Origin of the sequence: Enterococcus pallens ATCC BAA-351, assembly GCF_000407485.1 — a bacterium.
Classification (GTDB): domain Bacteria; phylum Bacillota; class Bacilli; order Lactobacillales; family Enterococcaceae; genus Enterococcus_A; species Enterococcus_A pallens.
Genome location: NZ_ASWD01000006.1, coordinates 239,668 through 264,055 on the forward strand (window position 1 = coordinate 239,668; position 24,388 = coordinate 264,055).

Sequence of the window (24,388 nt, forward strand, 5' to 3'; positions counted from 1 at the left end):
TCTCCTAAGAGAATTCTCGCCTATTTTCGATTAAATATCCTTTGGTACATAGAAGCTGCGGTTATCCATACCAAAAATACGTTCAGTATAGGTGCCCGGCTCCGTGTTTTTCACTGCACTGGACAGCATTTGCATCGACGCATCAATATTGTCAATTTGATGTAAAATTTCGGCTTCCATAATACGTGGGCGCACAGGAGAACCGTATTCCAGCAAGCCGTGGTGAGATAAAACCATGTGGCGCAGTACGACTACATCCTCATCCGCATCACTGATCTTCAAGGCCGCACAAGCTTTATTGATCTCTTCATCCACCAAAACTAGGTGTCCGACTAAATTGCCTACAACGGTGTATTCAGTTGAGGAAGGTCCTGATAATTCTAGTACCTTGCCTAAATCGTGCAGAATAATCCCCGCATACAATAAAGAGGCATTCAATTGCGGGTATTCTTTAACTAGCGCTTTTCCGATGCGCAGCATAGTCAGCGTGTGATACGCCAATCCTCCCGCAAAGGCATGATGATTCCGCTTAGCAGCTGGGTATTCAAAGAACTCTTTTTGATATTTGTTTAATAGGAAACGAACAATCCGGTTCCAATGGGCATTGGTAATCTCAAACAAGGTTTGATTGATTTCTTCTTCCATTTCCTCCCGACGAATCGGCGCCCGCTCCATGTACAGACTTGGATCACTAGGTTCTTCAGGCTTGGTTAAGCGCAGATGCAGAATTTTCACCTGAGGATTGCCTTGGTAAACTTCCCGTTTGCCATTTAGGGAAACTACCTGACCTGCTTTAAATTTCTTGATTTCTTCTTCTGAAGCATCCCAAAACTTGCCGTCTACGGTGCCAGAAGTATCCTGGAAGGTAAAGGCGATAAATTTCTTGCCGTTTTTCGCCAAGCGTACATCGGCATTTTTAATCAGTACATACATTTCAAATTGCTCGTCAACCGTCAATTCTTTAATTTTCTTCATCGTGAAACTCCCTTCAATTCCCAAACAGGTTGGTGAAGCTCTTGATAATAGCTTACCATTTCTTGGTCAGATGACAAACAGATGATTTGATAATCTTTACTAAATTCCGCAAATAGCTTAGCCAATTGCCGTTTTCGCTGATGATCATAATGCAGCCAGCCATCGTCAATAATGATGGGACACCACGGATTGCTCTTCTGGATTGCCAAATAGGCAAAGCGGATCGCCATAATGACCTGATCCTTGGTTCCAGTAGACAGGCTGTATACCGGCCGTTGATTCACCGTCACGGTGCCATCTAGAAAGTCTAACCGAGCCTGCTGATAGTCCGTTAAAACTTGGAAGTAACGACTCGCCTGCTTCATTAATTCTGGCAACTGCTGCTCTGATAATTCTGTGGCAATATCCTGCAGCAACTGACTTTCCAGCTTAGCTGCAGTGTATTCCTTTAACAGCTGGGTAACGACCGCCTTTTGTTGACTGGCCTGCTGGTACCAGGCATCCAACGTTCCATCGGCCTGCAGCTGATCAATCTGCAAACGTAGACGCTGTTCTTGTTCCTGCAATTGGCGCAAGCGTTCTTGGTTCGTTTGCTGCTGTCCTCTTAAGATACGCAAATTATCCTCAATTGTTTCTAACGAAATTGATTTTGGAAATAAAGGTGCCACCGTTTTGGTTAAATCCTGCAAACGCTGCTGTTGCTGTTTCAACTCCTGCTGCTGCTGCAAAAAGGCTGGAACTTCGGCAGGGTAATGCAAGCCTAGCTGCTGCAATAGGGGTTGATGTTGACTAATTAACACCTGCTGCTGCTTTTTCGTCTCGTTCATCCGCTGCTGCAGCATCGTATTCTCCTGATAGGTCTGGGCAAAACGAATCTGCTCCATCTCTTTTGCATACTGCTCTAAGGCGGCAAATTTTTCGCTGATGTTCTTTTCCTGCAGCGGCAGCCATTCCTGTAAGAAAGTAAATTCCTGTTCCTGCTTCAGCAGTTCTTGATGAATGGCTTGCTGCGCTTTTCGCCAGTCCGTCTGCTGCTCCTGCTGGGCTAAAAACTGTTGGGCAGCTTGATTTACCTGCTGGATTTCCAGCTCCGACTCCCGCAGCGGTAGTCGACGGCGGTGCAGCTCTTGCTGTACTTGCTGATAAAGCCTTTGCTGCTGTTGCTGCTGTTGCGACAGCTTGCCCTCCAGCTCTGCCAGCTGGCCTTCGTAAATATCCAGCTGTCCCAGCTTTTCCTGCCAGGTTTCTTTGCTGACGGTCAAATTAGGTTTGCGCAATCCCCACAGGATACCTGCTACTGCGAGAACCACTAAGCCATAACGCCAAGGCGCCGGCAATAGAAAGGCTGCAATAAGCGCCGCTCCTGCTAGTAGCCAGCCCCAAGGTTTGCGTTTTGGCTGGTTAAATAGTTCCGGATGTTGTTTCTCATATTGATTCAAAACAGCTTCTGCCTGATCCCGCTGCTCTTTAACAATTTGCAAACGAATCGACTGCTCTTCGACTTGCTTTTGACTTTGCTGGATGGGACTAAATAATTTGCTGATCCCTTGATTGTCCGGAAAAGGCACTGGCGGCTCTTCCATCGTCCAATCAAAACCTGCTGACTGCTGCTGGGCCAATTGAACGGCTAAACGCTGCTCTTCATCCAATAGGCGAAGAACCGCTACCTTTTGCTCCAGCAGCTGTTGAATTTTTTCTTCATGCTCTAAATAAAAATAATACTTCGCCGAGTGCTGATCCATGCCGCTGTGTCGCTGCAATGCCTGCTGCAGCTTCTCCAGCTCTTTGTTTAGCTGCTGATACTCTTGATAAAAATCCTGCAGCTGCTGTTGCGCTTCTTCACTGCCTCGCGGGGTCAAATCCAGCTCCTGTAAAGCCACATATTCTGCGTAGTTATTCCAATTTAAACGCTGCTGCTCTAGCTGCAATTGTTCCTGTTGGGCTTTTTGATGCATGCTTTCCTGCTGACTTACCTGCATTTGCAACTCATCCGCCTGACGCACTAAGGATTGAAAATCAGCCTCCTGCGCTTCCTTTTGCCGGATTTTCTGTTGTAACGCCTGCCAGCTTTGCAAGGCCTGATTTAAGGTTTGCTTACGCCCGCGAGGTTTATAGATGGCTTCGTAGCGTTTTTGCAAGCTGCCCTTTCGCTCAAATAGCTGGTTGCTGCCTGATAATCCTAAGGACACTAAAGCATCATGCAGTGCATCCTCCTGTAAATATTCCAGCTGCTGCAGCTGCTCCTGTTGAAAGGTAAACACCTGCTGAAAAAGGTCCTGATTTAAAGGGTACAGCATGGTTTCCAGCAGCTCTTCGCTTCCCTGCTGACCATCCTCCAGCTGAACAATCGCTTTTCCTTTGTTCTTATTTTTATAGCGTTCGATCGTGACCTGACCATATTTAGCGGTGGCGATCGTTAACCGTCCCCCATAACCGCTGCCGTCCTCTGGGGTATAATCCTGTCCTTTTTTCCGCTTGTTGGGAAAGCCAAACAGCATGGCCTGAATAAATTGATAGAGGGTTGATTTGCCCGCTTCATTTAACCCATAAACAAGCTGATTCTTCGGCTCAAACAAAAATGTCTGCTGCCGCCACTTGCCAAAGCCGGTAATCTCCGCCTTTTTTATCCACATGCGCATCCCTCCTCCTTAATTATTCGTCTCATCTGAAGGGACAGACTTTCTAAAACGATACGACTCCTTCAGTGTTTGACCTAATTCTTCAATAACCTCTTGTTTAAACTGCTGGGTTAACAATGGATGAATGATCGGATTTTGATCCAATTCCTGCAGCAGCTCTTGAAATACCTGCGGCTCTTCATACGTGGTCAGAAGCTGCTTCACTAATGCTTCATCCACTGCTAAATACGGCTGCTCCTCTAAGGTGTCGGTCAGCGTTAACTGCCACAAAAAAATCTGTTCAGGCAATTCTTCCTGCAAAACCATTCGCAGCTCACCAGAAGTCACCTGATACCTCAATTCTGATCCCAGCGCTTCACCATCAGTTAGCTCAATTTGCAATAAGGTAGGCTGTGAAAACTGAACCTGCTCCCTCACCGCCTGAAAAAGCTGAGGATTATTGCGGACACGAGCCAAAGAGACCTGCTGCTTCTTCCATTGAACCTCTGCAATAGGAATTGAGCGTACCTTTACCAGTCCATCCCTTTTCTCCACTAGTTGAACCCCGGACAACTGAGTTTCCTTCTGCGTATGGCCCTGGGGTGTTCCTGGATAAACAATCCACGGCTGCTCCGATAAGATCTGAGGTACATGAATATGTCCTAAAGCCCAATAGTCATAGCCCTTTTCAATCAGCTTAGCCACCGTAAAAGGTGCATAGGGCATTTGTCCGCCATGATACATCCCGATATGAAAGGCCTCGCTGCTTTTCACTGGAAACTGCGGAAGCAGCTCCTGTTCAATCGTTGGATGCTGAAAGCTGAAGCTGCTGATAGCTACAGCCTCTCCTGTTCGGGTAGTAAAGCGTTTAGTTTCAACGGTTTCTTTAGTAAATAAAACAACGTTGTCGGGAAAGGTAAACCAGTAACGTTCCGCTTGATAATAATCATGATTGCCAAAATTCATAAAAACCGGAATACCCGCTTGATGCAGCCGTTCCATCTCCGAAAAGAAATAGCGCTGCGTTTTCAAGGTTGGCCGATTCTGATGAAAGGTATCACCGGCCAGTAAAACAAAATCAACCGTCTCCTGAATTGCTGTATCGACTAAATTTGTCAGCATCTGCTGATTTGCTTGCAATAAATAAGGTTGAAAGCTGTCTGCTACATCGATTAGTCCCTCAAAAGAACGATCCAAGTGCAAATCCGCCGCGTGTAAAAATTTCATTGCTGTCGCCTCCAATCCTACCTATTTTACCACAACAAAGCGAAAGTTTGTTCGTATAATCAATGGGACTGGTGTTTCTTTTTAATTTTATTAAAAAACAGCGCCCCTTTTTCTAATTAGGACCTGCGACGGATGTTTCTCCGCTTTCAATCATGCTATACTAAAAAGGTAACTAGTTACTTAAAAAGGAGACTATTATGAATATTCAGCATTTAATCGAAACCTTTAGTAAAAATCGCGATTCACAGCAACGAGCCATTTTTTCCAGTCTGTTTATCTTAGGCAATCGTCTGCAGACTTCCTTTGACAAACTTGATCCAGCAGTTACCTTAAAGCAGTTTATGCTGCTGACCATGGTGAAAAATGCCCCGGAAGAAGGCTTGACCTTGACTCAAATCGGGGAGCTATTAGGCAGCTCCCGCCAAACTGCCAAAAAACTTGCACTAGCCTTAGAAAAGAAGCAGCTAGTAAAGATTCAGCAAAGCACCCACGACAAACGGAAGACACTTTTATCGATTACTCCTGAAGGCTTAGCCTATTTTGCTAAGGTAGCAGACCTTCACCGGACAGCTTTAGGTCGATTGTTTGAAGGATATTCGGATGAAGAGCTGAAACAATTTTTTACTATTTTTATGAAGCTGTATGAGGGAGTCGAAGAATTAGAACAACTAGCATTTGAATAAAGAGAGGTGGAAGTTACATGGAAAAAGTCGCAGTAATTTATGGTTCGCAATACGGAACTACGCAGAAATATGCCCAATGGATTGCCGAAAGCTTGCAGGCTCCTTTGTTGGAAGCTGCTAAAACGAAGCAGGAGCAGCTGCAAGACTATGAATGGCTGATTTTTGGTGGCGGCTTATATGCCAGTGGGATTAAAGGATTTAAGCTGTTGAAGGAGCATTCGGGAGAAAAATTGATTTTGTTCACAGTAGGTTTAGCTGATCCCAAAGTCACAGATTATAGTTCTATATTGTCTCACAACTTAAGCAGCGAGCAATTACAACATACTAAAATTTTCCATTTGCGAGGTGGAATAGATTATGGACGACTATCAAAAACGCATCGACTGATGATGGCGTTCAAGAAGAAAGAGGTCGAGAAAAAAATGAGCACCGCTCCTAATGAAGAAGACCGTGAATTTTTGGCTACTTATAATCAACAGGTTGACTTCACGTCCCGAGAAACGATTGCCCCACTGATTGACTATGTAAAAAAGGAGCTTGAAGCGGATGGCTAAATTAATTACCGGACTAGTTACTGTTCTGGCTGTTGCATGCCTAATTTTCTTAGGAACAAACATATATGCAAAAAATATGTTGAAGAATGTATCAATTGCTAAAGTTAATCCGCGTGAATTACCTGACGGCACCTATCTTGGTGAAGCAACCCTAAAACCAGTCATTGCTAAAGTTAACGTAACCATTGCAGATGGAAAAATTTCCGGCGTGCAAATTACGGAACATCAAACTGGCTTAGGCAAAAAAGCCGAAGCGATTGCCGCTGAAATCATCGATAAGCAATCTTTACAGATAGATGCCATCAGCGGAGCAACCATGAGCAGCCAAGCCATTCTCAAAGCCTGCGAAAATGCGTTGACCGACTAGACCTGAAATAGCTGTTGTTAAGAGCTTGCTTAATGACAGCCTTTTATTAAGCAAATACCAGACAATGATTGAGTTTCTCCCGATTTCTCAAAATCGTCGAAAGAAGGTCACTGTATTCCTGCTGCAGCTCTGGCTGCTGCAAAATTCGAAAAATAGAAAGTGCCTGGTCACATTTTTGCTTGCCCATCTCAACAGAGCCAGAAGTAATTTTCAACCAGCCTTGATAAAACAGCAGCTTGCTGCTATTCAGCAAATCCCCCTGATCATACAACAATTCTTCAGCCGCCTTCAGTACTTCCTGTGCCCAAGTAAACTTTTGGAAATTAATAAAGGTGGTACAGGTTCCGAAAAGCAGTTCAAAACGCATACCTTGCATCGCCTGCAATCCCTCTTGCTTTCTCGTCCGGGCAACTGCCGTTCGCAGCAAATGCCTAGTCGTTTCTACTGGAAAGCTGAATTGAAAAAAACGAAACAGCATCACTTCAAAAACACCCCAATTGTCTACCTTGTACAAATAACTGACAATTGGCGCTGAAAGCGTGTGGGATTGCTTAAACAAACGATCCAAATCAACTGTTTTTCCCGCTTTTCCCTCTTCATTCACTTGATAGTTCAATACCAGCAGTTGACAGAGAATTCCTAAAAATTTGCCCCAGCTGGTATCCTGGGTAATCGCCTGCTCCAGCTGTCTCATCTCTTCTTGACCTTTGGCAAAATCCCCAGATTTATTCGCTAGATGATTGCAGTGAAAAATCTGATCCAGATAGGCAACAAACTTTCCAGATAAATAAAAGGGATGATCAGACAGATAATTGTACACTGGCTGTCCTTCCGCTTGAGAACGCAAATACAAAAATTCTTCCATCGTCACATTAATGCCATTGAGCAGCTGTTCAAAACGCTTAAAGCTGATATTCGTGTTGCCTTTTTCAAATTTACTGATAAAAGCGACACTGTTCCATTCATTGGCAAGCTGCTGCATACTTAACCCCCGCTCTTTACGCAGCTGGCGAAAAAGCTTTCCCTCCATTTAATCACCTCTTTCTATACTCTTGATAATTCTACTATTTCTACTATAGTAGAATTATCTCTCCCCTCCAGTTTAGGTCATATAAGATTAAAGAACAAGCTGAGAAACGAGGAGATGACTTATGAGAAGAGCCCAAATGAAGGATTTACCAATCATCACTGATTTTATGGTGGAGCGTTTCTGGGGACTTGAACACTTTAATTTTTTGTCACAAGATTTAGCTGACCCCAAAGAAACATTGACTGCTTTAGTGGCTGCTCAAACAGCGATATTTTTAAAATATGGCGATATTTATCTTTATCAAGATCCTTTACTTGGAGCAATAGCCGGCATTCCTTTAAAAAAATTTTCACTGCCCTATCAACTTTTTTATAGCTTAACTACCCCGAGCCCATTTAGAAAAATGCCCAAGCAGGAACAGAAGCTGCTTCTGGAAAAGAATAAATTAATCACTGAAATTCATACTCGTTGGTATAAAAAACATACCCAGAATGCTTACTACCTCTGTCAAATTGCTGTTGCGAAAGAAGCCAAAGGAACGGGTGCCTTGCGGAAAATGCTGACACCCATTTTTACCGAATGTCAAGCCAAGGAGCAAGATATCGTTTTAGAGACCATGACTGAAAGTAATGTTCCTATTTATCAGCATTTCGGCTTTGAACTGGTGGAAACTCATCACAGTCCTAATGTTCCGTTTGACGAATATTGTTTTATTAGACGACATAAATAAAGTAAAGCCAAGCTGAAGTTACTACTCAGCTTGGCTTTACGTTTCATTAGCTTAAATCAGTTTCTACTCTTTTATCGGCACAAGAATCTTGGTCTGATAGCTTTCAGGATTTCCCTTAAACAGCTTGCCTGGTCCCTTTAGATAAAGCTCTCGCCAGGGCGTGTCCAGCGTCAACTGATGTTCCTTCGCATAGTCGATCAACGCTTTATAGGCTTCATGCAGACGATCATACTCACCAATATGCATCGTGCACAGCACTTTACTGGCTGGGAAAGTAGTAATCGTTACTTTGTCAGAAGCAAAAGTCTTCTTAATCGGAACACCTAGCGCCATTTTCCCAACTTCATTGACTTCCTCATCAAAATATAAGCAAAATGGGGCTCCGTTTGCTCGACCTTTGACCTCCTGAAACAGCTTGCCCGTGTAGCTGCCGATCTCGCGAAAGGTTCCCTCGAAATACCATAAAGCAACTTGTTCAGCTGGTAGTTGTTCCACCGTCATTTCATAGTTCATTTGTCTTCGCTCCCTTAATTTAGCTGTTGTCAGGAGGTCATCCAGTTGGCGAATCAATTCCTTTTGCCGGGCTACCTTTTGCTTCAGCATTTGGCGCTTTTCAGATAAATAACCAGCCAAATCCTCTTCTTCCAAATCATAGGCCAACACTTCCTTCATTTCGGCAATCGTGAAATCGAATTGCTTTAACAAAAGAATCAGTTCAGCCTTTTCCAAATCAGCAAGCGAATAATAGCGGTACCCGTTAGAGCCGCGAGCAGAAGGCTTCAGCAGTCCTTCTTGATCATAATAGCGCAGCGCTTTAGCTGTCAGCTTAGAAATTTTGGAAAATTCACCAATTGTATACATGTCTTCCCTCCTACTCCAACTATAAACCTTCCTGTATAGAGGAAGGTCAAGAGGCATTATCTCCATTATACAAAAAAAGTCGAAGATCTCCCTGGTCAAATTGGAAGATTTCCGACGATTGCTAAGCTTTGATTTCTTCAATTGAATCCGTAATGACCCAATCATCCATATTTTTACCGCGCTGATAAGTAAAGGGCTTAAGCTCTTCGATGTGATCAATCTCAAAAACAGCGAGATATTTCTTACCTGCCCAGCGATCGTATTGCTTCTTCGATAGGTTTAATTCCTTTTCATAGCGTTGGACAAAAGCAACAGATTCTTCTTTAGTCATTTTCTCGCTTTCGCTAACCTGAGTAATTACTCCGCGATGAGTAACCAACAAGCTCCCGCCTGTTTCAACAAAGTAGGCCAGATCGCCAACCTTTACTCGTCCGCCTAGAGGCAGTTTTTTGCCGGCAGCTCCACGAATAATCATTGTTTTTTCTTTGTTCAACAGTTTTTCAAGTTCCTTGCCTTCTTTATTCAAATAGACCAGATGCTCGGCTTGGCCTGCTCTTTTTTGATACCATTTACTGACAGTCATACTGGACACTCCTTTATTTTTGGATAGGCAGCCAAATTTCTAAACACGCCTGTTCACCTAACGTGACGTACGTTTCCAGCTCTGGCCCCTCCATTTTTTGATAGTGGGTTTGCGGCAGCCAAGTATTAAATATCTGCTGCTGCAGGTGATTATAGGTATTGGACACATTCGCAGTTAGTCGATAATCATATCGTTCGCTAGTAAAAACCGCATAACTTTGTGCGGGTATTGAAAAGGTTGGGTATTTACTCGTTTGTCCCTCTGCCAAGACAAAGCCCGTAAAGTAGTTTAGCTGCCCACTGTTGGGTATTTCTGGATTTGCTACTGCAAAATAAGGGGCACGATTTACCCCAAAGAAACGTTTATTGATAGCCTCAGTTCCCGCAAAGACACGCAGGCTTTGATCTGTGAAAAACTGCTCCCATTGCTGACCTGTATGCTGAAACAACTGCTCATCCAGCAAATAGCTGGCCATTTTACCAACAATTTGAAAGGCTGGCAGCTGCTCAATCCGATAATTTAACGTTTTCCCGCCATCAATTTGAACCGTTAATCTCATCGGCGGGAAAAAATTGACAGCTGCAGCTTCTTCTTTGGCTTGAGCAGGTGTTAAGCCATGGAATTTCACAAAAGCCCGATGAAAAGCCGAACGATTGGCATAGCCGCACTGCTCGGCAATCGTATCAACCGATTTTCCTTGCCGCAAGCCTTCAACCGCTTCAGATAAGCGACGATTGCGAACATAATTAGAAAAAGAATAGCCTGTTAGATAAGTAAAGAAGCGGTGAAAGGTATATTCTGACAGCAATGCCTGTTTCGCCAGCTTCTTCAATGAAATCTCTTCAAATAAATGCTCCTCTATATAAGCGAGGGTCGCTGTAAATCGTTGAATATCTGTAGTCATCTTGTTTAACTCCTGTTTTAGTCTCCTATTAAGCATAGCACACTAAAACAGAGTTTTCTTCAGCTATTTTTTCTTTACAGGCACCCAGATTTCAATGTCGTCGCCTCTTCCATAAACCTCCATGTCTGGTCCTCCTGAAGCCATTTCTCCTGTCAGATAGCCAGTGTTCAATAATTCATAGTCCTTTGATTGCGGTCCCCAGGCTGAGACAATTTCAAATTGTGTCTGTCCAGAGGCTTCCTTAGTCGTTGGAAAAACTGCCCAAGTATTGGCTGGCACTTCTCTTTCTTCCAATCCAGCTGGTGTTTCCAGGGTAGTAGCTGCACTAATATAGTAGTCGAAGCGTTTCCCATCATCAGGATCAACGTTGTAAAAGCTGGCACCAATCAAACCGAATGGCTGCCGATTGATCAACGGCAGCAATGCTTCCTGTTTCCTCGTAGATAGAATCTCACCCCAAAATGCTGGACAATCTTGCATTCCCTGCTGCTTTTCATTGGTTGACTCCTTTTTGTAGCCCACTACCTTAAATCCATCTAATTCTACAATTCGATAGTCCATTGTTCGTTCCTCCTTGTTTTTTCCACTATAACAAAAGCTAACCTGAATCCATGTACCCTTTTCTAAGCAAAAAAAGCGATACCCTTCTTCTTGTTTAAAGAATAGCACCGCTTCAGAACTGAAACCTCTTATTTTAGGAGCAAAATTTGCTAGGTAACAAAAAATCTACCTTACAAATCTACTTGTTCAAATCGCTTTACCGATACCTGATAAGCCAGAAATGTCGCTAAAACATAGACTAAAAAGCCAATAATGAGAATCGGTACTTGTCGAAGCATTTCTGGCAACTTCACACTATCCAACCAACTAAAGGCAGGAAAATGAACAAAGATCTCCATTACTGTCATGATGATGGTTGTTGGGAGCATCGCTAATATAAATGCTTTTCCTGCTTTATAAGCTGTATTGAAAAAGACGGTCAAAAAAATCAGATTGAATACAGCATAAATGAGAAATCCCATACCATAAAAGGCTATATTCGCTTCAATTCCAACTGGATTTCCATTTGATAAAATAATCAATCGTAAAAAAGCAAAAGGCAAAGATATCAGCATCTGAACCAGCTGTGCTAAAACGACCAGTAAACATTTGGCTTTTACCGTGTCCCGCTTGCGAACTGGCAATAAAGCGGTATAGTAAATGTCATTCGTCTCACGACCATACATAAAACTGATATATATACCTAGCCCGCTAAACAAGAAAATGATTCCGTATGGATAGGCTGGGATTAAAACCAGTATCCCCATGCAGGTAAAAACGAATAAATTTGGGTGGGCCGCTAAACGGATTTCCTTATACAATAAATTAAACATCGTAGCTCTTCCTTTCTGTACGAATCATAATTTCTTCAAGCGAGAGTGCTTGTTCCTCTGGCTTCTTCAAATAATCAAAGGAGTGTAAGAAGGTCTCTTTAGGTGCGCTGGCAACCATTTTCCCTTCTTTGATATACGTAATCGAATCCGCACATTTCTCTAAATCAGAGGTAATATGAGTGGAGAAAAGAATGCTGCGTTCGCCGCCTTGAACCAACTGCTGAAACAACTCCAGCAAATCATCTCTAGAGACCGGATCCAGGCCACTAGTAGGTTCATCTAGAATCAACAATTTAGCATCATGGGACAAAGCCAGAGCAACCATGTATTTCACCTTCATTCCAGCCGATAAGTCCTTCACCTTTTTCTGGGGATCCAAGGAAAATGCTGAAAGGTACTTTTCATACGCTGCTTCATCCCACGCCGGATAAAACCGTTTTGTCACCTTGGTAATTAAAGACACCTTCTTTTGTTCGTAAAAATCGATCCCTCCTAATACAATCCCCATTTGCTGTTTGCAGTCTTCTTCGTTAGCTAAGAAATTCTCTCCAAACATTTCAATCCTACCAGAATCCGGATGCACCAGATTCAATAGTGCCTTTAATGTCGTGCTTTTGCCAGCCCCATTTTTCCCAATCAGCCCCATGATTTGTCCTTTAGGCAGGGCCAAAGAAATATTCTCTAATGTAAAGCTGGGATAATGCTTCGTTAATCCTTCAATGTTCAATAAATTCATTTTTCTTCCTCAACTTTCTTTTTTGACTCAGTCAAAAGCTGTTTTTCATCAAACAAACGAACAGTTGATTGTTCCGCCAGGCGAAAAAAAACTTCGCTGCTTAATAAAGCAATGCCAGCAGTTAGCGGATTGCTTTCCCCTAACACAACCAATGTGTCTCCCGTTTGATATGCTAAGGTTTCCTGAGCCTTCTTCGGCAGAACAATTTGACCCCGGTCATTGATTTTCACTGTACCAAAAAAATGCTTGCCCTTTGGCGGAATGGGCACTCCAGTTTGTTTTGAATCGTAATTAACAAAATCATTGAGTGAAACATTAAATAATTCTGCCAACAGTGTACAATTGACCACATCAGGCAAGGAGACTCCCTTTTCCCATTTGGCGACGGCCTGGCGAGTGACACCTAGTCTTTCAGCGATTTCTTCTTGAGACATGCGATTTTGTATCCTTAAGTAATTCAAATTAGCTGAAATATTGCTCTTTATCCGACTCATCTTTCCCCACCTCTTGTTATTATCATAAGCAACTACTGAGGAAATAAACACCAACCATCGTTAACCAAAAATGTTCGTTTTCGTTACCTGACCGTTTCTGTACAGTGAATTAGCCATATTCTCTTTTTATTTTTTTAAAATTTCGTAGCTATTTAGTTTGAGTTATGTGTACAATAGGAGGAACGATAACCATTATTTCTTAATAATGAGCTATCAACTATTTTGCGTTACAATAAAGGAGTTAAAATGAATGAAGGTTATTAATCAGGTTCCAGGAGAAGTAAGCTTTAAACAAGCCATTAAGGATTTTTTTGTCGGCTATGTGGAGTTTAAAGGACGGACAACCCGAGCGGGATATTGGTGGGTTCAGCTTATTTTAATGTCGATTCGTTTTATATTTGGACTAATTTTGTTTACAACTTTGTTTTCGGCAATTATGAATACCGGTATGATGTATGGATATTATGATTATTACATGTCTGATGATGAAATTGCTTGGGAAGTATTCAGTGCATTCTTTCGTATTTTGCCAATGTTGGTTTTCTATTTTATTTTTTGGTTGGCCATTTTACTGCCAAGCTTGTCGTTAATGACTCGTAGAATGCGAGATGCAGGGCTTCGAGGACGCGGCCTGCTGGTACACTATATTGCACTCTTTCTTTTGAGCATGCTCCAATTTACTTTCCAAATTGCTAGTACTTGGTCACCTGGCTACTATGTAGCATCTATGCTGTGTTTATTTTTCAATCTGATTATCTCTATTGAACTGTTTGTCTTTACCTTGATGCCGACAAATGAGATAACGATCCGCAGCAACAACAGCTTTTTACGTTTCTTCTTTAGAGAAAAAGAACTGCCGATTGTACAACCTTCAACAGCGATTCCTCCACAAGAAACTTCAGAAACCTCAGTGGAAGAGATCATTGAAGAGCTAAAAAGCGAACCTGCAGATTCTTCTAGCAATGAGACTAGCAACGAGACTAGCAACGAGACTAGCAACGAGACTAGCAACGAGACTAGCAACGAGACTAGCAACGAGACTAGCAACGAGACTAGCAACGAGACTAGCAACGAGACTAGCAACGAGACTAGCAACGAGACTAAAAATGAGCCACCGCTATAAAGCGGGGCTCATTTTTTACTTATTCATATTTACCAGCCGCCAGAAGCACCGCCGCCACCAGAAGATCCTCCGCCAAAGGAACCCCAAGAGCCGCCACCACCGCTGCCGCCTGACCCGCTATCTGAATGATTGGACGGATTGTAATGGGAAGCTAGGTAAGCAGTAGTGATTACATCGCCATTATAGCCATACAATGTATCTCCTACCAGAATACGACCCATAGACTGCTTTTTAGCCTTGGGATATTTCGCTAAGATTTTCCCACGCTTTATTGCATTTCTAACTTGTCCAGCTGACCAGATAGTTCCAATCCCAGCCATCATCAAATAATAAAATGGCGTTCTTTTTATTTTAGTGATGCGAGCAGTTTTCTCCTGCGCACTTCTGCCTCGCTGGAAAGTTTCCAAGTCGGTTTGAAATGCCTGATAGTGCTGCTTCATTAAGCTCCTGCCTCGAAGACTGCTGATCAAAAATCCTGCAAATAAGAGGATTCCTATTGATAAAATGACTATCTGCAGCCAAAAAAGCAATTGACCATTGCGTTTCGTCCTCGTGATAGCAGCAATTTGCGAATCTACTAAAGCCGTCTTGGAATTCATAATCTCAAATACTTCGTCTACTACTTGGCTGACCGCCGCATCGTACTTCTCGTCTCCAAAATCTTCCACTACATCATCGTCATTAATAATGTCATCCGCAGTCGAATCTGTAATTAGTCCTTCTAGACCATAACCAACTTCTAGACGAAACTCCCGATCTTCCAAGGCAATCAAATACAAAACACCGTTGTTCTCATCCTTATTACCAATTCCCAGTTGATTAAAAATCTTTTCTGCGTAAGATTCAATACTCTCCCCTGAAGGCAGTTCTGGTACGGTAACCACCTGCAGCTGTGCCCCATTGGTACTGGCTGCTAATTGTTTGTTTAAATCATATATTTTCTTTTTAGTCTCTTTATTCAGCATATTGGCATTGTCCGAGATAAAAAGATTATTCCGATTTAAGCGAATGGATGCATTCGTACCTTTTATGTTCACTGTATAAAGATCATTCTGCTCTGGATAATCTTTTAAATTAGCCAAATTTTCATCCAAGGTTTCCTCAAAATTCCCCGTTGCTACTTCCTTATCTCCTGAAAGAATCGCTGCTTTTTCCGACTCCAGCTGTTCAATCTGAGCAGCATATTTTTGATTGTTTTCAGCATAGCTTTGATTGTTGCCAGGTAAAAGCCTTAGTACTAACAGACCTAAACAAATGATCAGCATCAGTGATAAACAAAGCTGCTGAATTCTACTTTTTCTGTTTAACCTTTGAAAAGTCTCCTGCGCTCGCTTGTTCAGCCTGTCAAAGTTCCGTTGCTGCTTTGCATCTTCAGTATCTTTTTTCATTTTTATTCCCTACTTTTTCATCTTTTCATCTATTATACGCAAACTTTTTTTTGCAAAAAAGAGACTTTGGACGGATTTTTTAGCCAGAAAACCTCTACAGAAAACAAACCATGATATATTCCTGTTCATTCTCATCAACAATTGTAAAGCCAACATCTTGGTACATTTTAAACGCATAATTATTCTTTTGAACGGCTAAAGACGTTTTCGTATATCCGGTTTGTTTGAGGTATGCCAGCATTTCTCTCATCAAGGCAGTTCCGATTCCCTGGCCTCGATATTCTGGTAAAAGAGAAATTGAAAATTCTGGTGTCTGATCATCAATTGAACCAAAGCCTTCTATATTTCTCACCCAAACTGCACCAACAATTTTTCCTGCTGCTTCGGCACATAAGCAATAGTCTTCCGCCTGTTGACCAAAATCTTTGATGTATACCTGTATCTCTGGTTTGCAGATTTCCGATCGTGGAATCAAATTGTTTAGATCTCGTTGAAAAATCGCTTGATACAAAAACTCTTCCAGCAGTGGATATTCTGCTGGCTGCATTGTTCGAATAGTTACTTTCATCTTTGTTGATCCTCCTGATTATTATTCTGCCTAATCAGCTGCTCCTCCACACATAGGTCATCCCCCTTTTTTTCAAGCATATCATCAGCTTCTCTAACAAGCTAGTTCACCTGTAAAAAATCCGTTATATTTTTTTCAAAACAACAAAAAAACAGCGAATAGTTTTCTATCCGCTGGTTAGAATGCATAAGATTACTTCAACATTCGCTCAATCATTTTGGGCTTCAAAAAAGTTTTTTCAGCTAGCTCGTCAATGGTCATACCAGTTGCTGCAAGACGTTTCATCATCACTGACAAGTCTTCGCCGACTTCCACAATGTGCTTATCTGGATCATACAGACGAATAACTTTTTGTCCCCATGGCATTTCCATTTCTTCACCAATCTGTTCAACCTTCAACTTAGCCAGCTTTTCGAGAAAGCCCTCAAAATCCTCTTCCTCAAAATACATTTCAGCATCATTGCCTTGATACTGAAAAAAATCAGGGGTACAATTGGTGAACTCTGCCCAGGAGCTTTCCGTTTGAAGCGATAACCCTCCAGTCAGGGTTACATTTTCGTCCAAATCAGCGATCACACGTACACCAATTACTTTAGTATAAAACTCTTTAGATTTCTCCATATCTTTTACAACCAGCATCGGTCCTTTAAACTTCATAACTTACCTCCTTTTTATTTTATTCTAGCAGGTTCCTGGAAAAAAAGACTCTTAATTTTTGCCCAATTCTGCTAGTTTAATTAATGGACCATGGTGTATTTATGCGATATTCAAAAACTAGCTATTCTCGCTCTTGGAGGTAGGCAGCTAGTTCATCTGCTGTCAGATAACGAATGTCGCTTTCCGGAAATTCTTCAAAATGAGCCTTCTGATAAACGGGCGTCATTTGAGTCGCTGATTTATTATGTTGCTTCAAATAGGTTTCAAAATCCACTTGTTGAGGAAAAATTTTATAAGCTTTGCGGCCATTGTTGCTGATAATTTCATAAATGCCGCAATTATTCTGAGTCGTCACATCTGCGGCACGTAAATACAACTGGGCAATTTCTGCTGTCTTAAATGGGAAGTTCCAACGACGTAACCCGCGTTTTTCGTCTGCTTGAATACAAATGCAGCGACCGCAGGTACCACAAATGTATTGCTGATGATTTTCTAAGCAATCCTTTGGGTTCAATAACGGAGTGATGCGGGACTGCTCACTGTAACATTCTGGACAAGTCATGAGTATTCCTCCTACCATCAAAAAGCGTCCCCTAGATTTAGAGAACGTCTCTGTTGCTTATTTACTGACAACAAATCCTGCTTCGGTTACCCAGTTTTCCGGATTAGGGTCTTCAGCTGGTGAAACATGGCCGATATTAATCATTGGTCCTACTACCTTGTAATCATTTGCTTCAATCCACTCCCCTAATGCCTGAGTGACCTGCGGCATTTGCTCGAAGGGGCCGCTGAAGGTGACAGAAGCCATAATGAAGCTTGGCGCTTTTTTAAATTGAACAGATTGTGCTTCTGGATATTCGCCAATTACAGTTGTTTGGACTTCTACATCTGGATTTTTTTCGACAAATTCCTTGTCATGAAAAACGGTCATATTCATCGCTGGCTGAGTCATTTTAGCCTTGGTTTCCTGCATACCTTGTTGGAGTTTCATCCAAAGTTCGCCCTCCAAAGTATAATCGGCAATTCTTTCTCGCACGCTTAACACATTTCTTTCTGCTACTTCTTTTACTACTACGTTATATTTAGTCATTTCAATTCCTTCTTTCATCGTTTGTTGGAGCAAGGAGATCATCCGCTGCTTTTTCATCACCTCATCAAGATCCTCCTGCAGCTTCTGCTCTTGCAAAGTGTAATGTCGTTCTAAAAATTCTAGATCATTGGTTTCAATGATTTCTTTGATGGTTTTCAATGGCAGACCGGTTTGCTGCAGCATTTTGATTTGATTCAACAACCCAAGCTGACCTGCTGAATAATACCGATAGTTAGATTGCGTATCAATTTTTTCTGGTATTAACAAGCCTAGTACGGCATAGTGATCCAATGTTCGAACAGTGGTATTAGATAGTTTTGAGAATTCTCCAATTTTAAACATGTTTGTTAACTCCTTATGATTATGTTTTATTTCGTCCTCGCTAGCTTACTTACAGTATAGAGTCACACGTAACGTGGGAGTCAACACAAAATAAAAAACTTTTTTGATCAAGGACCAAAAAAGTTTTCTGTTAGCAATGATTCATCGCTTTTTTCATTTTGATGGGGTACCCCACCCTTGTAAGAGCGTTGGGGAAAGACGCTGATGTTTATAAGCTGCAAAACCTAGGTGTTCATAAAGGCGTTTGGCATTTGCATTCTTTGATAGAACCTCAAGGTGGCACGTTTGAAAGTCCGGTAATTCTAAGCAATATTGAATAAGCTTACTCGCCACGCCTTTGCCACGGGCTGCTTTAGCTGTAGCAAGTACATCAATGTACAAATCGGTTTCTTCCTCTACCGCTTTGCTTTGAAAAATAGCGTTCATTTGTCCACAAATTATACTACCCTTTACATTCCCAAATAACTTTTGACACTCACTTTTGTTAAATTTGATCGGTCGAACTTTGTTTGTGGCAATCCCGACAATTCCCAGTATTTGCTCTGCTTCCTTATAAAGTAAGATGTAGCTTGGATTAAAGGAGTCCAGAAATAGCGCCTCTAATTTTTCATTTTCTTTAGTAAAAGTCATCATGTGACCAAAGCCCTCAAGAAAAACGTCAACGGCCTGCTCCTTTTGTAAATTAGTTACTTCTGAAAATTTGATTATTTGGTAGTCAGTCATCCCTTACCTCCAAGATTTATTAAGTTCCCGCAAGACAAGCTTACCAAATTAACGCCTCTTTGTATTCCGCCCTAAGCATGAACTATTTAAAAGGACTCACTTATGCCTGCGCTGAACATCACCACAGCTTGAGAAATAAAATCTTCAGTTTCTTTTTTAACCCGAATTAGCTAAACAAAATAGTTCATTCTGTTGTGCTGCCTTTGCGATATCATTGGTGATCATAGCCGGTATTCTTTTGCAGTAATCATTATAGTTACACTTTATTTCGTTTTCACTAGCTTGCTTAATAGTATAGAGTCGCACGTAACGTGGGATTTCACACAAAAAACTCTTAAACATCTCTTATATTTTTAATCGGCATTTCGTTCTATATTCGTTATGAATCCGCTATAACATCACAAAATCATTATATTTCGGATAACATTTTGTTAAACTATAATTATTATAGTTGTGTTTAAATACAAAAACAAAGTGACTAAAAACTAGTCTATTTGTTAGTCACTTTGTTTCTTTTTAAAAAATTACTTGATTTTTTATTAAAATACATTACAATGGAAGCGAATACTAAAACAACATGAAATAATTCATTCAAACTTACAACTATAGATGAGGAGATACCGCCATGACCACAAAAAAACTGCAGCTAACCCAACTGACCACCATGAAGAGAAAAGGACTCGAACGTAGATTTTCCGAGCACTTCGCAGAGCATCGCACCATCCAACACATAGTGGAAAGTGCTGTTTTTGTACTTGTTCGCAATGCTTTTTCACCTGATAACTTTTCTTTCTTGGGTCAAGAGTTGATTTGCCGTATTTTTTTGGAAGGTAATGTGCAGGAATTAGCCTCCGTCCGTCATTTTTGTGTCTACTTTAAAGAATATTTCACTCCAGAACATTGGGAAAAGGTCCTTTCCCGTTTATTTGAAAACCATGAAGAGTATTTAGCTGTTACCCAAGCTACCCGCGAGAAAACTAATCATCTTCACAAGATGCTGCATTCTGGCAGCCGCGAAGCCAAAGAACTCATGAATATTTCCACTGTCTATAAAGATGCCAACGGAAGAAAGCATCGCTTTACTCTAAAGGATGCTGATCCTTGCTACTCCATTGAAGAAACCACTGCCCTTTTATCCATTTTAAGCTCACTAACCATCCTTGAAAAAGATGGCGTTAGACGCTTCACTGAATTGGTTCGCTACATCTATTTACCGACTAAGCCAGTTTACGACAGTGAACGGGAAGTTGAAGCAGAACCAGCTGGTGACATGCTGAGTATTTTGCTGCCACAAATCTCTAAAGCAATGAATATCTTGGCTCACATGGACGCTCAACTTGAAGGTGATTCAGCAGAGACTGTTCCGTTTCTTGAGTCTAGCGACTATTTGAAAAATAATGTCTATGCAGGCAAATCCCTCGAAGAAACCACTGAATTCTTATTGGATGGTTTTACGCTGCCTCCGGGAACAGATGAAACAGAATTGCTCAGCAGGCTGTTGACTGCCCTTGCACGAGGAATTAAGCTGAAGGATGCCCAAGCTGAATTCGTCTTGAATGATGAACCAGAGAACACGCCTGATCCTGATTCCGACAAAAAAGCGAAAACAGAAAAGCTCCCTAATAAGAAGAAATCCAAAAAGAATAAGAAGCAGAACTCTTATGAGAGTCCGGAAGAAATTCGCAAGAAAAAAGAGCAGTGGGAACAAAAGCGATTAAAAAGACGCCTGGACAAAAAAATGGGCAAGAGTAAGCGAAATAAGAAAAAACGGAAATAAGTTGGGCTTTTCACCTGAATGAAAGAGCATGGCTTCGCAAACTCACTGATCTATAGAATAAGACTAAATTTTTGATAGACCAGTTTGCTTATCGTCGACAAAGCTAATTTGTGAAGCCTGCCCCTTGTTGTAACAGCTTTATTAACTGCGAAATTTTTTACCAACAAAAAGCCGATAGCAAAAATTGCAATGAATTTCTGTTATCGACTAGTTACTTATTGAATTAAGAAGCGAATGCCCACAAGAACCAATAGGTGCAGTGGATAAAAGCCATAAAAGCCCCATTTTACCCAGGCAGGCGAATATCCACGTTCTCCGTTATAGGCAAATAAAATTGGAATAACTAATAAAATTCCCAATCCCGTAAAAACCTCATAAAGTGGGACTAATGCTGGATCACTGACATGCATCAAGGTCATAATTGCGATCAAAAATACTGCCCCATAAACAGCGGGAAGAATAATACCAATTTTACGACCCCGTAATTTGTAAAAGCCAAATATCATCAGTACGCCGATTAAGGTCCAGTCTGACAAAATGGTCGTAAACGAGAACAGAAAAGCCAGAGCCACCTGAACTCCTGTACTTTTGACCTTTTCACAGGCCATCAGCAACAGCAGCCCCATCAAGAGTGTAAAGAAAATGTTGTTAACCAGTTCTATAGCGCTAAAGGAATGGTTGGGATAAAACAATAAATGAAACGGATAGGCAGACAGCAGGCAAAAAATCGCCAAGCGCTCTGCATATTTCTTTCGGTTCTTCGTATAATAGAACCCTTCAACCAGCAGGTATGCCATAATTGGGAACGTTAGCTTGCCAATAAACTCAGTGAAGAAATATACTGGTGGAGAATAGTCCCCCAAACTAAACCCGCTCCCAATATGGTTTAGTGCCATCGCAATAATTGCAATTAATTTTAATTTAAAGCCATCTATTGAGCTAGTCATAGCATCACCTCCTAAATAAAAGTATGACACAACTCCGTGATGCTGACCTCCTACTTTAGGCGGAAAAATATTATTTCTTTGACTGTCTTTCTTCCCCAGTAACAGTTATCCAAGTTGTAAGACTGTCTTTTAACGTCCATGCACGGTAGCGCCAACGACTTATTAGCAGACAAATTGCAAATATTCCAAGATCTACCTCAAAGGATTCCAAATGAGCTCTTTCTACATCCAAGTTACTTATGTACAACCCAGACGAGACTAAAAAATGATAGTCATTACCGGTGTTGATAAAAACCAGCAATCGAGTAATCATCTGACCAAAGTGCAGTAACAGAATAACCACAAAGCTCATCGCCACCGCATCAACTAAAATTCTTCTCACCAGCTCGTCATTCTTTCGACGTACTTCTTTGATGAGGTAAACAAGCGAAGAAAAGAAACCATAGATCGCCAGAAAACTAACTATCCATATAACAATTCTTGCACCTGTCCCTAAACCAACGATGTAAAAAACTAATTATCCCTAACCCTATCACTTTTTCTTCCCTTCCAAATAAACTATTTTCTCAAAAGGCAGCTTAAAATACTCCGCCTAATAACAACTATTTCTTCTTCAACTGTCGCTGCTTTTTAAAAGCAGCAGCTCGCGCTGCGAAGCTTTCCCTCAAACTCCAAGTCCGATAGCGCCAACGACTGGTTACTAGACAAATACCCAATACAGCTAAGTCTACTCCGAAAGATTCAAAATGGTTTCTAGGCGGGCCGTCTAAACCATAAATCAACAACCCAGGTTTAACCACCAAATTGATATCTGTCCCAGTTCTCTCATAGTGAACCACTCGAACCACCATTTGCACGAAATGAAGAAGCAGAATAAGTACAAAGCTCTTGGCCAACGCATTAATAAATCCCCTGTTTTCCACTTCATAATTGGTTTTATCTTGCGCTCGAAGAATAAAAAGAAAACTTGCTCCCAATGCATAGATCTCTAAAAAGAATAAGATCATAAAAAAAATAAGCCAAAAAGCATTCCCCTCAAAAGTTCCTCGAAAAAAAGCATACCCCGTTCTTTCCATCATTTCTTCTTCCCTTCCAAATAAAATATTTCCTCAAACGGCAGTTCAAAATATTCCGCAATCTTCAAGGAGAGCTCCAAGCTAGGATTGTACTTTCCCTTTTCAATTGCTGTCATGGTCTGACGCGACACCCCCACAGCATCAGCCATCGCATATTGCGGAATTCCTTTGGCTTCCCGAATTTCTTTAATATGATTAATGACTTTCATTTGCTTCCCCTTTGTAAAGATATCTTTACATAATTGTACATCATTCTCGAAAAATGTAAAGATACTTTTACCTTTTTTCGTTTTAGTAGCCTACTTCATTGCTACTTCATTTAAGTAATTTGAATAAATACTTGTCTTCGCTAATTTATTCAATTAGGTGATTAGGCCTACACTAAACCCAACAAAGATAAAGGAGTGGAGAAAAATGGCACGATCAATCAAAGACAGTACACCAAAAAAGGACGGCTTCCGGATGCCGGGAGAATTTGAAGAACATGAATGTTCTTGGATTATTTGGCCCGAACGGACCGATACTTGGCGTGACGGCGGTAAACCAGCGCAAAAGGTTTTTGTGGATGTAGTTGAGAAGATGATTCCTTACGAAGAGGTACGCGTAATTTGTTCAGCAGCACAGTATGAGAATGCTCGAGCTCGCTTACCTGAGGAGGTTCGTGTCATCGAAATGTCTACGGATGATTCTTGGGCACAGGATAAAGGTCCTTTTTATGTAATCAATGACAAAGGCGAGATTCGCGGAGTTGATTGGGGCTTTAATGCTTATGGCGGCTTAGATGAAGGGTTGTATTTCCCTTGGAAGCTGGATTCCCAGTTTGCTCAAAAATTATTGGAACTGGAAAATATTGATCGCTATGATGCCACAGCAAAATTAATTCTGGAAGGCGGCGCAACTCAAGTCGATGGGGAAGGCACGTTGATCATTACAGAAAATAGTGTCTTCAATGACAATCGCAATCCTGGCATGACTCGCGATGAAATCGAGGAATTGTTAAAAGAATACATGAATCTAGAAAAGGTCATTTGGCTGAAGGACGGCATGGCCTTTGACGAAACTGATGGGCATATTGATGACGTTTGCTTCTTTATCAAGCCTGGTGTAATTGCTCTTTCTTGGACCGATGATGAAGAAAATCCACAGTACAAACCTTTGAAGGAAGCCTATGACATTTTGAGTCAAGCCACCGATGCCAAGGGCCGTAAACTGGAAATCCACAAGGTGCCTATTCCTGAAATTCTTTACATTAGTGAAGAAGAAAATGCCGGCATTGATATCAGCGATACTGCAGCGACTCGTGAGAGCGGCTTGCCACTAGCGGTTACTTATATTAACAGCTACATGATCAACGGGGCATTAGTGGTGCCGCAATTTAACGATCCGATGGATGAGGTAGCTTGCAACATGTTTAAGGAATTAATGCCTGATCGCGAGATTGTCCGTATTTGGAGTCGCGAATGGTCCTTGTGCGGCGGCAACATCCACTGCATGACGCTGCAAAAACCAAAACCTTAACAATCTTGGGACGCTGAGAGTGCGGTCTGCTTCTCAGCGACCTT

The 24,388-nt window shown here is 41.6% G+C and carries 28 protein-coding genes; 7 read left to right on the plus strand and 21 right to left on the minus strand.

The genetic code is table 11. The annotated features are described in order from the left end of the window. Positions 1-30 precede the first annotated feature (30 nt). The 3 genes from I588_RS22905 to I588_RS22915 are packed head-to-tail and all read right to left on the minus strand — an operon-like array spanning position 31 to position 4,820. On the minus strand, positions 31-975 hold the full coding sequence (locus tag I588_RS22905; protein WP_010756644.1) for a 3'-5' exoribonuclease YhaM family protein: 945 nt from the start codon (positions 973-975) through the stop codon (positions 31-33). Beyond that, positions 972-3,608, minus strand: coding sequence for an ATP-binding protein (locus tag I588_RS22910; RefSeq protein WP_010756643.1), 2,637 nt, complete (start codon positions 3,606-3,608; stop codon positions 972-974). Before I588_RS22910 ends, I588_RS22905 begins: the two co-directional genes overlap by 4 nt. 15 nt (positions 3,609-3,623) lie before the next feature. Further along, positions 3,624-4,820 (minus strand): DNA repair exonuclease, encoded by a 1,197-nt coding sequence (locus I588_RS22915; protein WP_010756642.1) that lies wholly within the window; start codon positions 4,818-4,820, stop codon positions 3,624-3,626. Between the two features lie 197 nt (positions 4,821-5,017). Between I588_RS22915 and I588_RS22920 the strand changes: the two genes are divergently transcribed. Genes I588_RS22920 through I588_RS22930 form a run of 3 tightly spaced genes read left to right on the plus strand, consistent with a single transcriptional unit; the run spans position 5,018 to position 6,424 of the window. Continuing rightward, positions 5,018-5,503: a MarR family winged helix-turn-helix transcriptional regulator gene (locus I588_RS22920; protein ID WP_010756641.1), complete on the plus strand. Its 486-nt coding sequence runs from the start codon at positions 5,018-5,020 to the stop codon at positions 5,501-5,503. 17 nt (positions 5,504-5,520) lie between these two features. Continuing rightward, a complete protein-coding gene (locus I588_RS22925; RefSeq protein WP_010756640.1) occupies positions 5,521-6,057 on the plus strand; it encodes a flavodoxin domain-containing protein in 537 nt (178 codons plus the stop codon). Beyond that, positions 6,050-6,424 (plus strand): FMN-binding protein, encoded by a 375-nt coding sequence (locus I588_RS22930; RefSeq protein ID WP_010756639.1) that lies wholly within the window; start codon positions 6,050-6,052, stop codon positions 6,422-6,424. The genes I588_RS22925 and I588_RS22930 overlap by 8 nt, the downstream gene beginning before the upstream one ends. 46 nt (positions 6,425-6,470) lie before the next feature. On the opposite strand, the gene I588_RS22935 is transcribed toward I588_RS22930, so the two are convergent. Continuing rightward, entirely contained in the window at positions 6,471-7,454 is a 984-nt protein-coding gene (locus I588_RS22935; protein WP_010756638.1) for a helix-turn-helix domain-containing protein, read from the minus strand. Positions 7,455-7,590: 136 nt separating this feature from the next. Here I588_RS22935 and I588_RS22940 point away from each other — a divergent pair, with 136 nt between their 5' ends. Continuing rightward, complete coding sequence (locus I588_RS22940) at positions 7,591-8,184, plus strand: GNAT family N-acetyltransferase (protein WP_248628235.1); 594 nt, start codon at positions 7,591-7,593, stop codon at positions 8,182-8,184. Positions 8,185-8,247: 63 nt separating this feature from the next. On the opposite strand, the gene I588_RS22945 is transcribed toward I588_RS22940, so the two are convergent. The 7 genes from I588_RS22945 to I588_RS22975 all read right to left on the minus strand — a co-directional run bounded on the left by I588_RS22945 (position 8,248) and on the right by I588_RS22975 (position 13,135). Next, entirely contained in the window at positions 8,248-9,045 is a 798-nt protein-coding gene (locus I588_RS22945) for a MerR family transcriptional regulator (protein WP_010756636.1), read from the minus strand. Between the two features lie 121 nt (positions 9,046-9,166). Next, a complete protein-coding gene (locus tag I588_RS22950; protein ID WP_010756635.1) occupies positions 9,167-9,628 on the minus strand; it encodes a hypothetical protein in 462 nt (153 codons plus the stop codon). Between the two features lie 13 nt (positions 9,629-9,641). Then, positions 9,642-10,532 carry an AraC family transcriptional regulator gene (locus tag I588_RS22955; protein WP_010756634.1) on the minus strand — a complete coding sequence of 297 codons (891 nt, stop codon included), beginning with the start codon at positions 10,530-10,532 and terminating at the stop codon, positions 9,642-9,644. A gap of 63 nt (positions 10,533-10,595) precedes the next feature. Then, a complete protein-coding gene (locus I588_RS22960) occupies positions 10,596-11,093 on the minus strand; it encodes a GyrI-like domain-containing protein (RefSeq protein ID WP_010756633.1) in 498 nt (165 codons plus the stop codon). Between the two features lie 170 nt (positions 11,094-11,263). Next, on the minus strand, positions 11,264-11,905 hold the full coding sequence (locus tag I588_RS22965; RefSeq protein WP_010756632.1) for an ABC-2 transporter permease: 642 nt from the start codon (positions 11,903-11,905) through the stop codon (positions 11,264-11,266). Next, positions 11,898-12,641 carry an ABC transporter ATP-binding protein gene (locus I588_RS22970; RefSeq protein ID WP_010756631.1) on the minus strand — a complete coding sequence of 248 codons (744 nt, stop codon included), beginning with the start codon at positions 12,639-12,641 and terminating at the stop codon, positions 11,898-11,900. The genes I588_RS22965 and I588_RS22970 overlap by 8 nt, the downstream gene beginning before the upstream one ends. After that, on the minus strand, positions 12,638-13,135 hold the full coding sequence (locus tag I588_RS22975; protein WP_010756630.1) for a helix-turn-helix domain-containing protein: 498 nt from the start codon (positions 13,133-13,135) through the stop codon (positions 12,638-12,640). Before I588_RS22975 ends, I588_RS22970 begins: the two co-directional genes overlap by 4 nt. A gap of 250 nt (positions 13,136-13,385) precedes the next feature. On the opposite strand from I588_RS22975, the gene I588_RS22980 reads away from it, so the two are divergent. After that, positions 13,386-14,258, plus strand: a complete 873-nt coding sequence (locus I588_RS22980; protein WP_016250092.1) for a DUF805 domain-containing protein — start codon at positions 13,386-13,388, stop codon at positions 14,256-14,258. Between the two features lie 29 nt (positions 14,259-14,287). On the opposite strand, the gene I588_RS22985 is transcribed toward I588_RS22980, so the two are convergent. From I588_RS22985 to I588_RS26590, 6 genes are all read right to left on the minus strand, one after another. Beyond that, on the minus strand, positions 14,288-15,646 hold the full coding sequence (locus I588_RS22985) for a TPM domain-containing protein (protein WP_010756628.1): 1,359 nt from the start codon (positions 15,644-15,646) through the stop codon (positions 14,288-14,290). 94 nt (positions 15,647-15,740) lie between these two features. Further along, a complete protein-coding gene (locus I588_RS22990) occupies positions 15,741-16,214 on the minus strand; it encodes a GNAT family N-acetyltransferase (RefSeq protein WP_010756627.1) in 474 nt (157 codons plus the stop codon). A 192-nt stretch (positions 16,215-16,406) separates the two neighbouring features. After that, positions 16,407-16,871, minus strand: coding sequence for a VOC family protein (locus I588_RS22995; RefSeq protein ID WP_010756626.1), 465 nt, complete (start codon positions 16,869-16,871; stop codon positions 16,407-16,409). Positions 16,872-16,992: 121 nt separating this feature from the next. Continuing rightward, a complete protein-coding gene (locus I588_RS23000; RefSeq protein WP_010756625.1) occupies positions 16,993-17,433 on the minus strand; it encodes a hypothetical protein in 441 nt (146 codons plus the stop codon). 57 nt (positions 17,434-17,490) lie between these two features. Then, positions 17,491-18,303 (minus strand): MerR family transcriptional regulator, encoded by an 813-nt coding sequence (locus tag I588_RS23005; protein WP_010756624.1) that lies wholly within the window; start codon positions 18,301-18,303, stop codon positions 17,491-17,493. Between the two features lie 153 nt (positions 18,304-18,456). Continuing rightward, a complete protein-coding gene (locus tag I588_RS26590; protein ID WP_010756623.1) occupies positions 18,457-19,026 on the minus strand; it encodes a GNAT family N-acetyltransferase in 570 nt (189 codons plus the stop codon). A gap of 625 nt (positions 19,027-19,651) precedes the next feature. Between I588_RS26590 and I588_RS26595 the strand changes: the two genes are divergently transcribed. Then, positions 19,652-20,803, plus strand: a complete 1,152-nt coding sequence (locus I588_RS26595; protein WP_010756622.1) for a hypothetical protein — start codon at positions 19,652-19,654, stop codon at positions 20,801-20,803. Between the two features lie 215 nt (positions 20,804-21,018). Here the strand turns inward: I588_RS26595 and I588_RS23020 are convergent, their stop codons facing one another. From I588_RS23020 to I588_RS23035, 4 genes are all read right to left on the minus strand, one after another. Next, positions 21,019-21,750 carry a TraX family protein gene (locus I588_RS23020; RefSeq protein ID WP_010756621.1) on the minus strand — a complete coding sequence of 244 codons (732 nt, stop codon included), beginning with the start codon at positions 21,748-21,750 and terminating at the stop codon, positions 21,019-21,021. A gap of 70 nt (positions 21,751-21,820) precedes the next feature. Then, positions 21,821-22,132: a hypothetical protein gene (locus tag I588_RS23025; protein ID WP_051138945.1), complete on the minus strand. Its 312-nt coding sequence runs from the start codon at positions 22,130-22,132 to the stop codon at positions 21,821-21,823. Positions 22,133-22,352: 220 nt separating this feature from the next. Next, entirely contained in the window at positions 22,353-22,829 is a 477-nt protein-coding gene (locus I588_RS23030) for a hypothetical protein (protein WP_010756620.1), read from the minus strand. Then, positions 22,826-23,035 (minus strand): helix-turn-helix transcriptional regulator, encoded by a 210-nt coding sequence (locus tag I588_RS23035; RefSeq protein ID WP_010756619.1) that lies wholly within the window; start codon positions 23,033-23,035, stop codon positions 22,826-22,828. The genes I588_RS23030 and I588_RS23035 overlap by 4 nt, the downstream gene beginning before the upstream one ends. Before the next feature lie 205 nt (positions 23,036-23,240). Between I588_RS23035 and aguA the strand changes: the two genes are divergently transcribed. After that, a complete protein-coding gene (aguA, locus tag I588_RS23040; RefSeq protein ID WP_010756618.1) occupies positions 23,241-24,344 on the plus strand; it encodes an agmatine deiminase in 1,104 nt (367 codons plus the stop codon). The last annotated feature ends 44 nt before the right edge of the window (positions 24,345-24,388 follow it).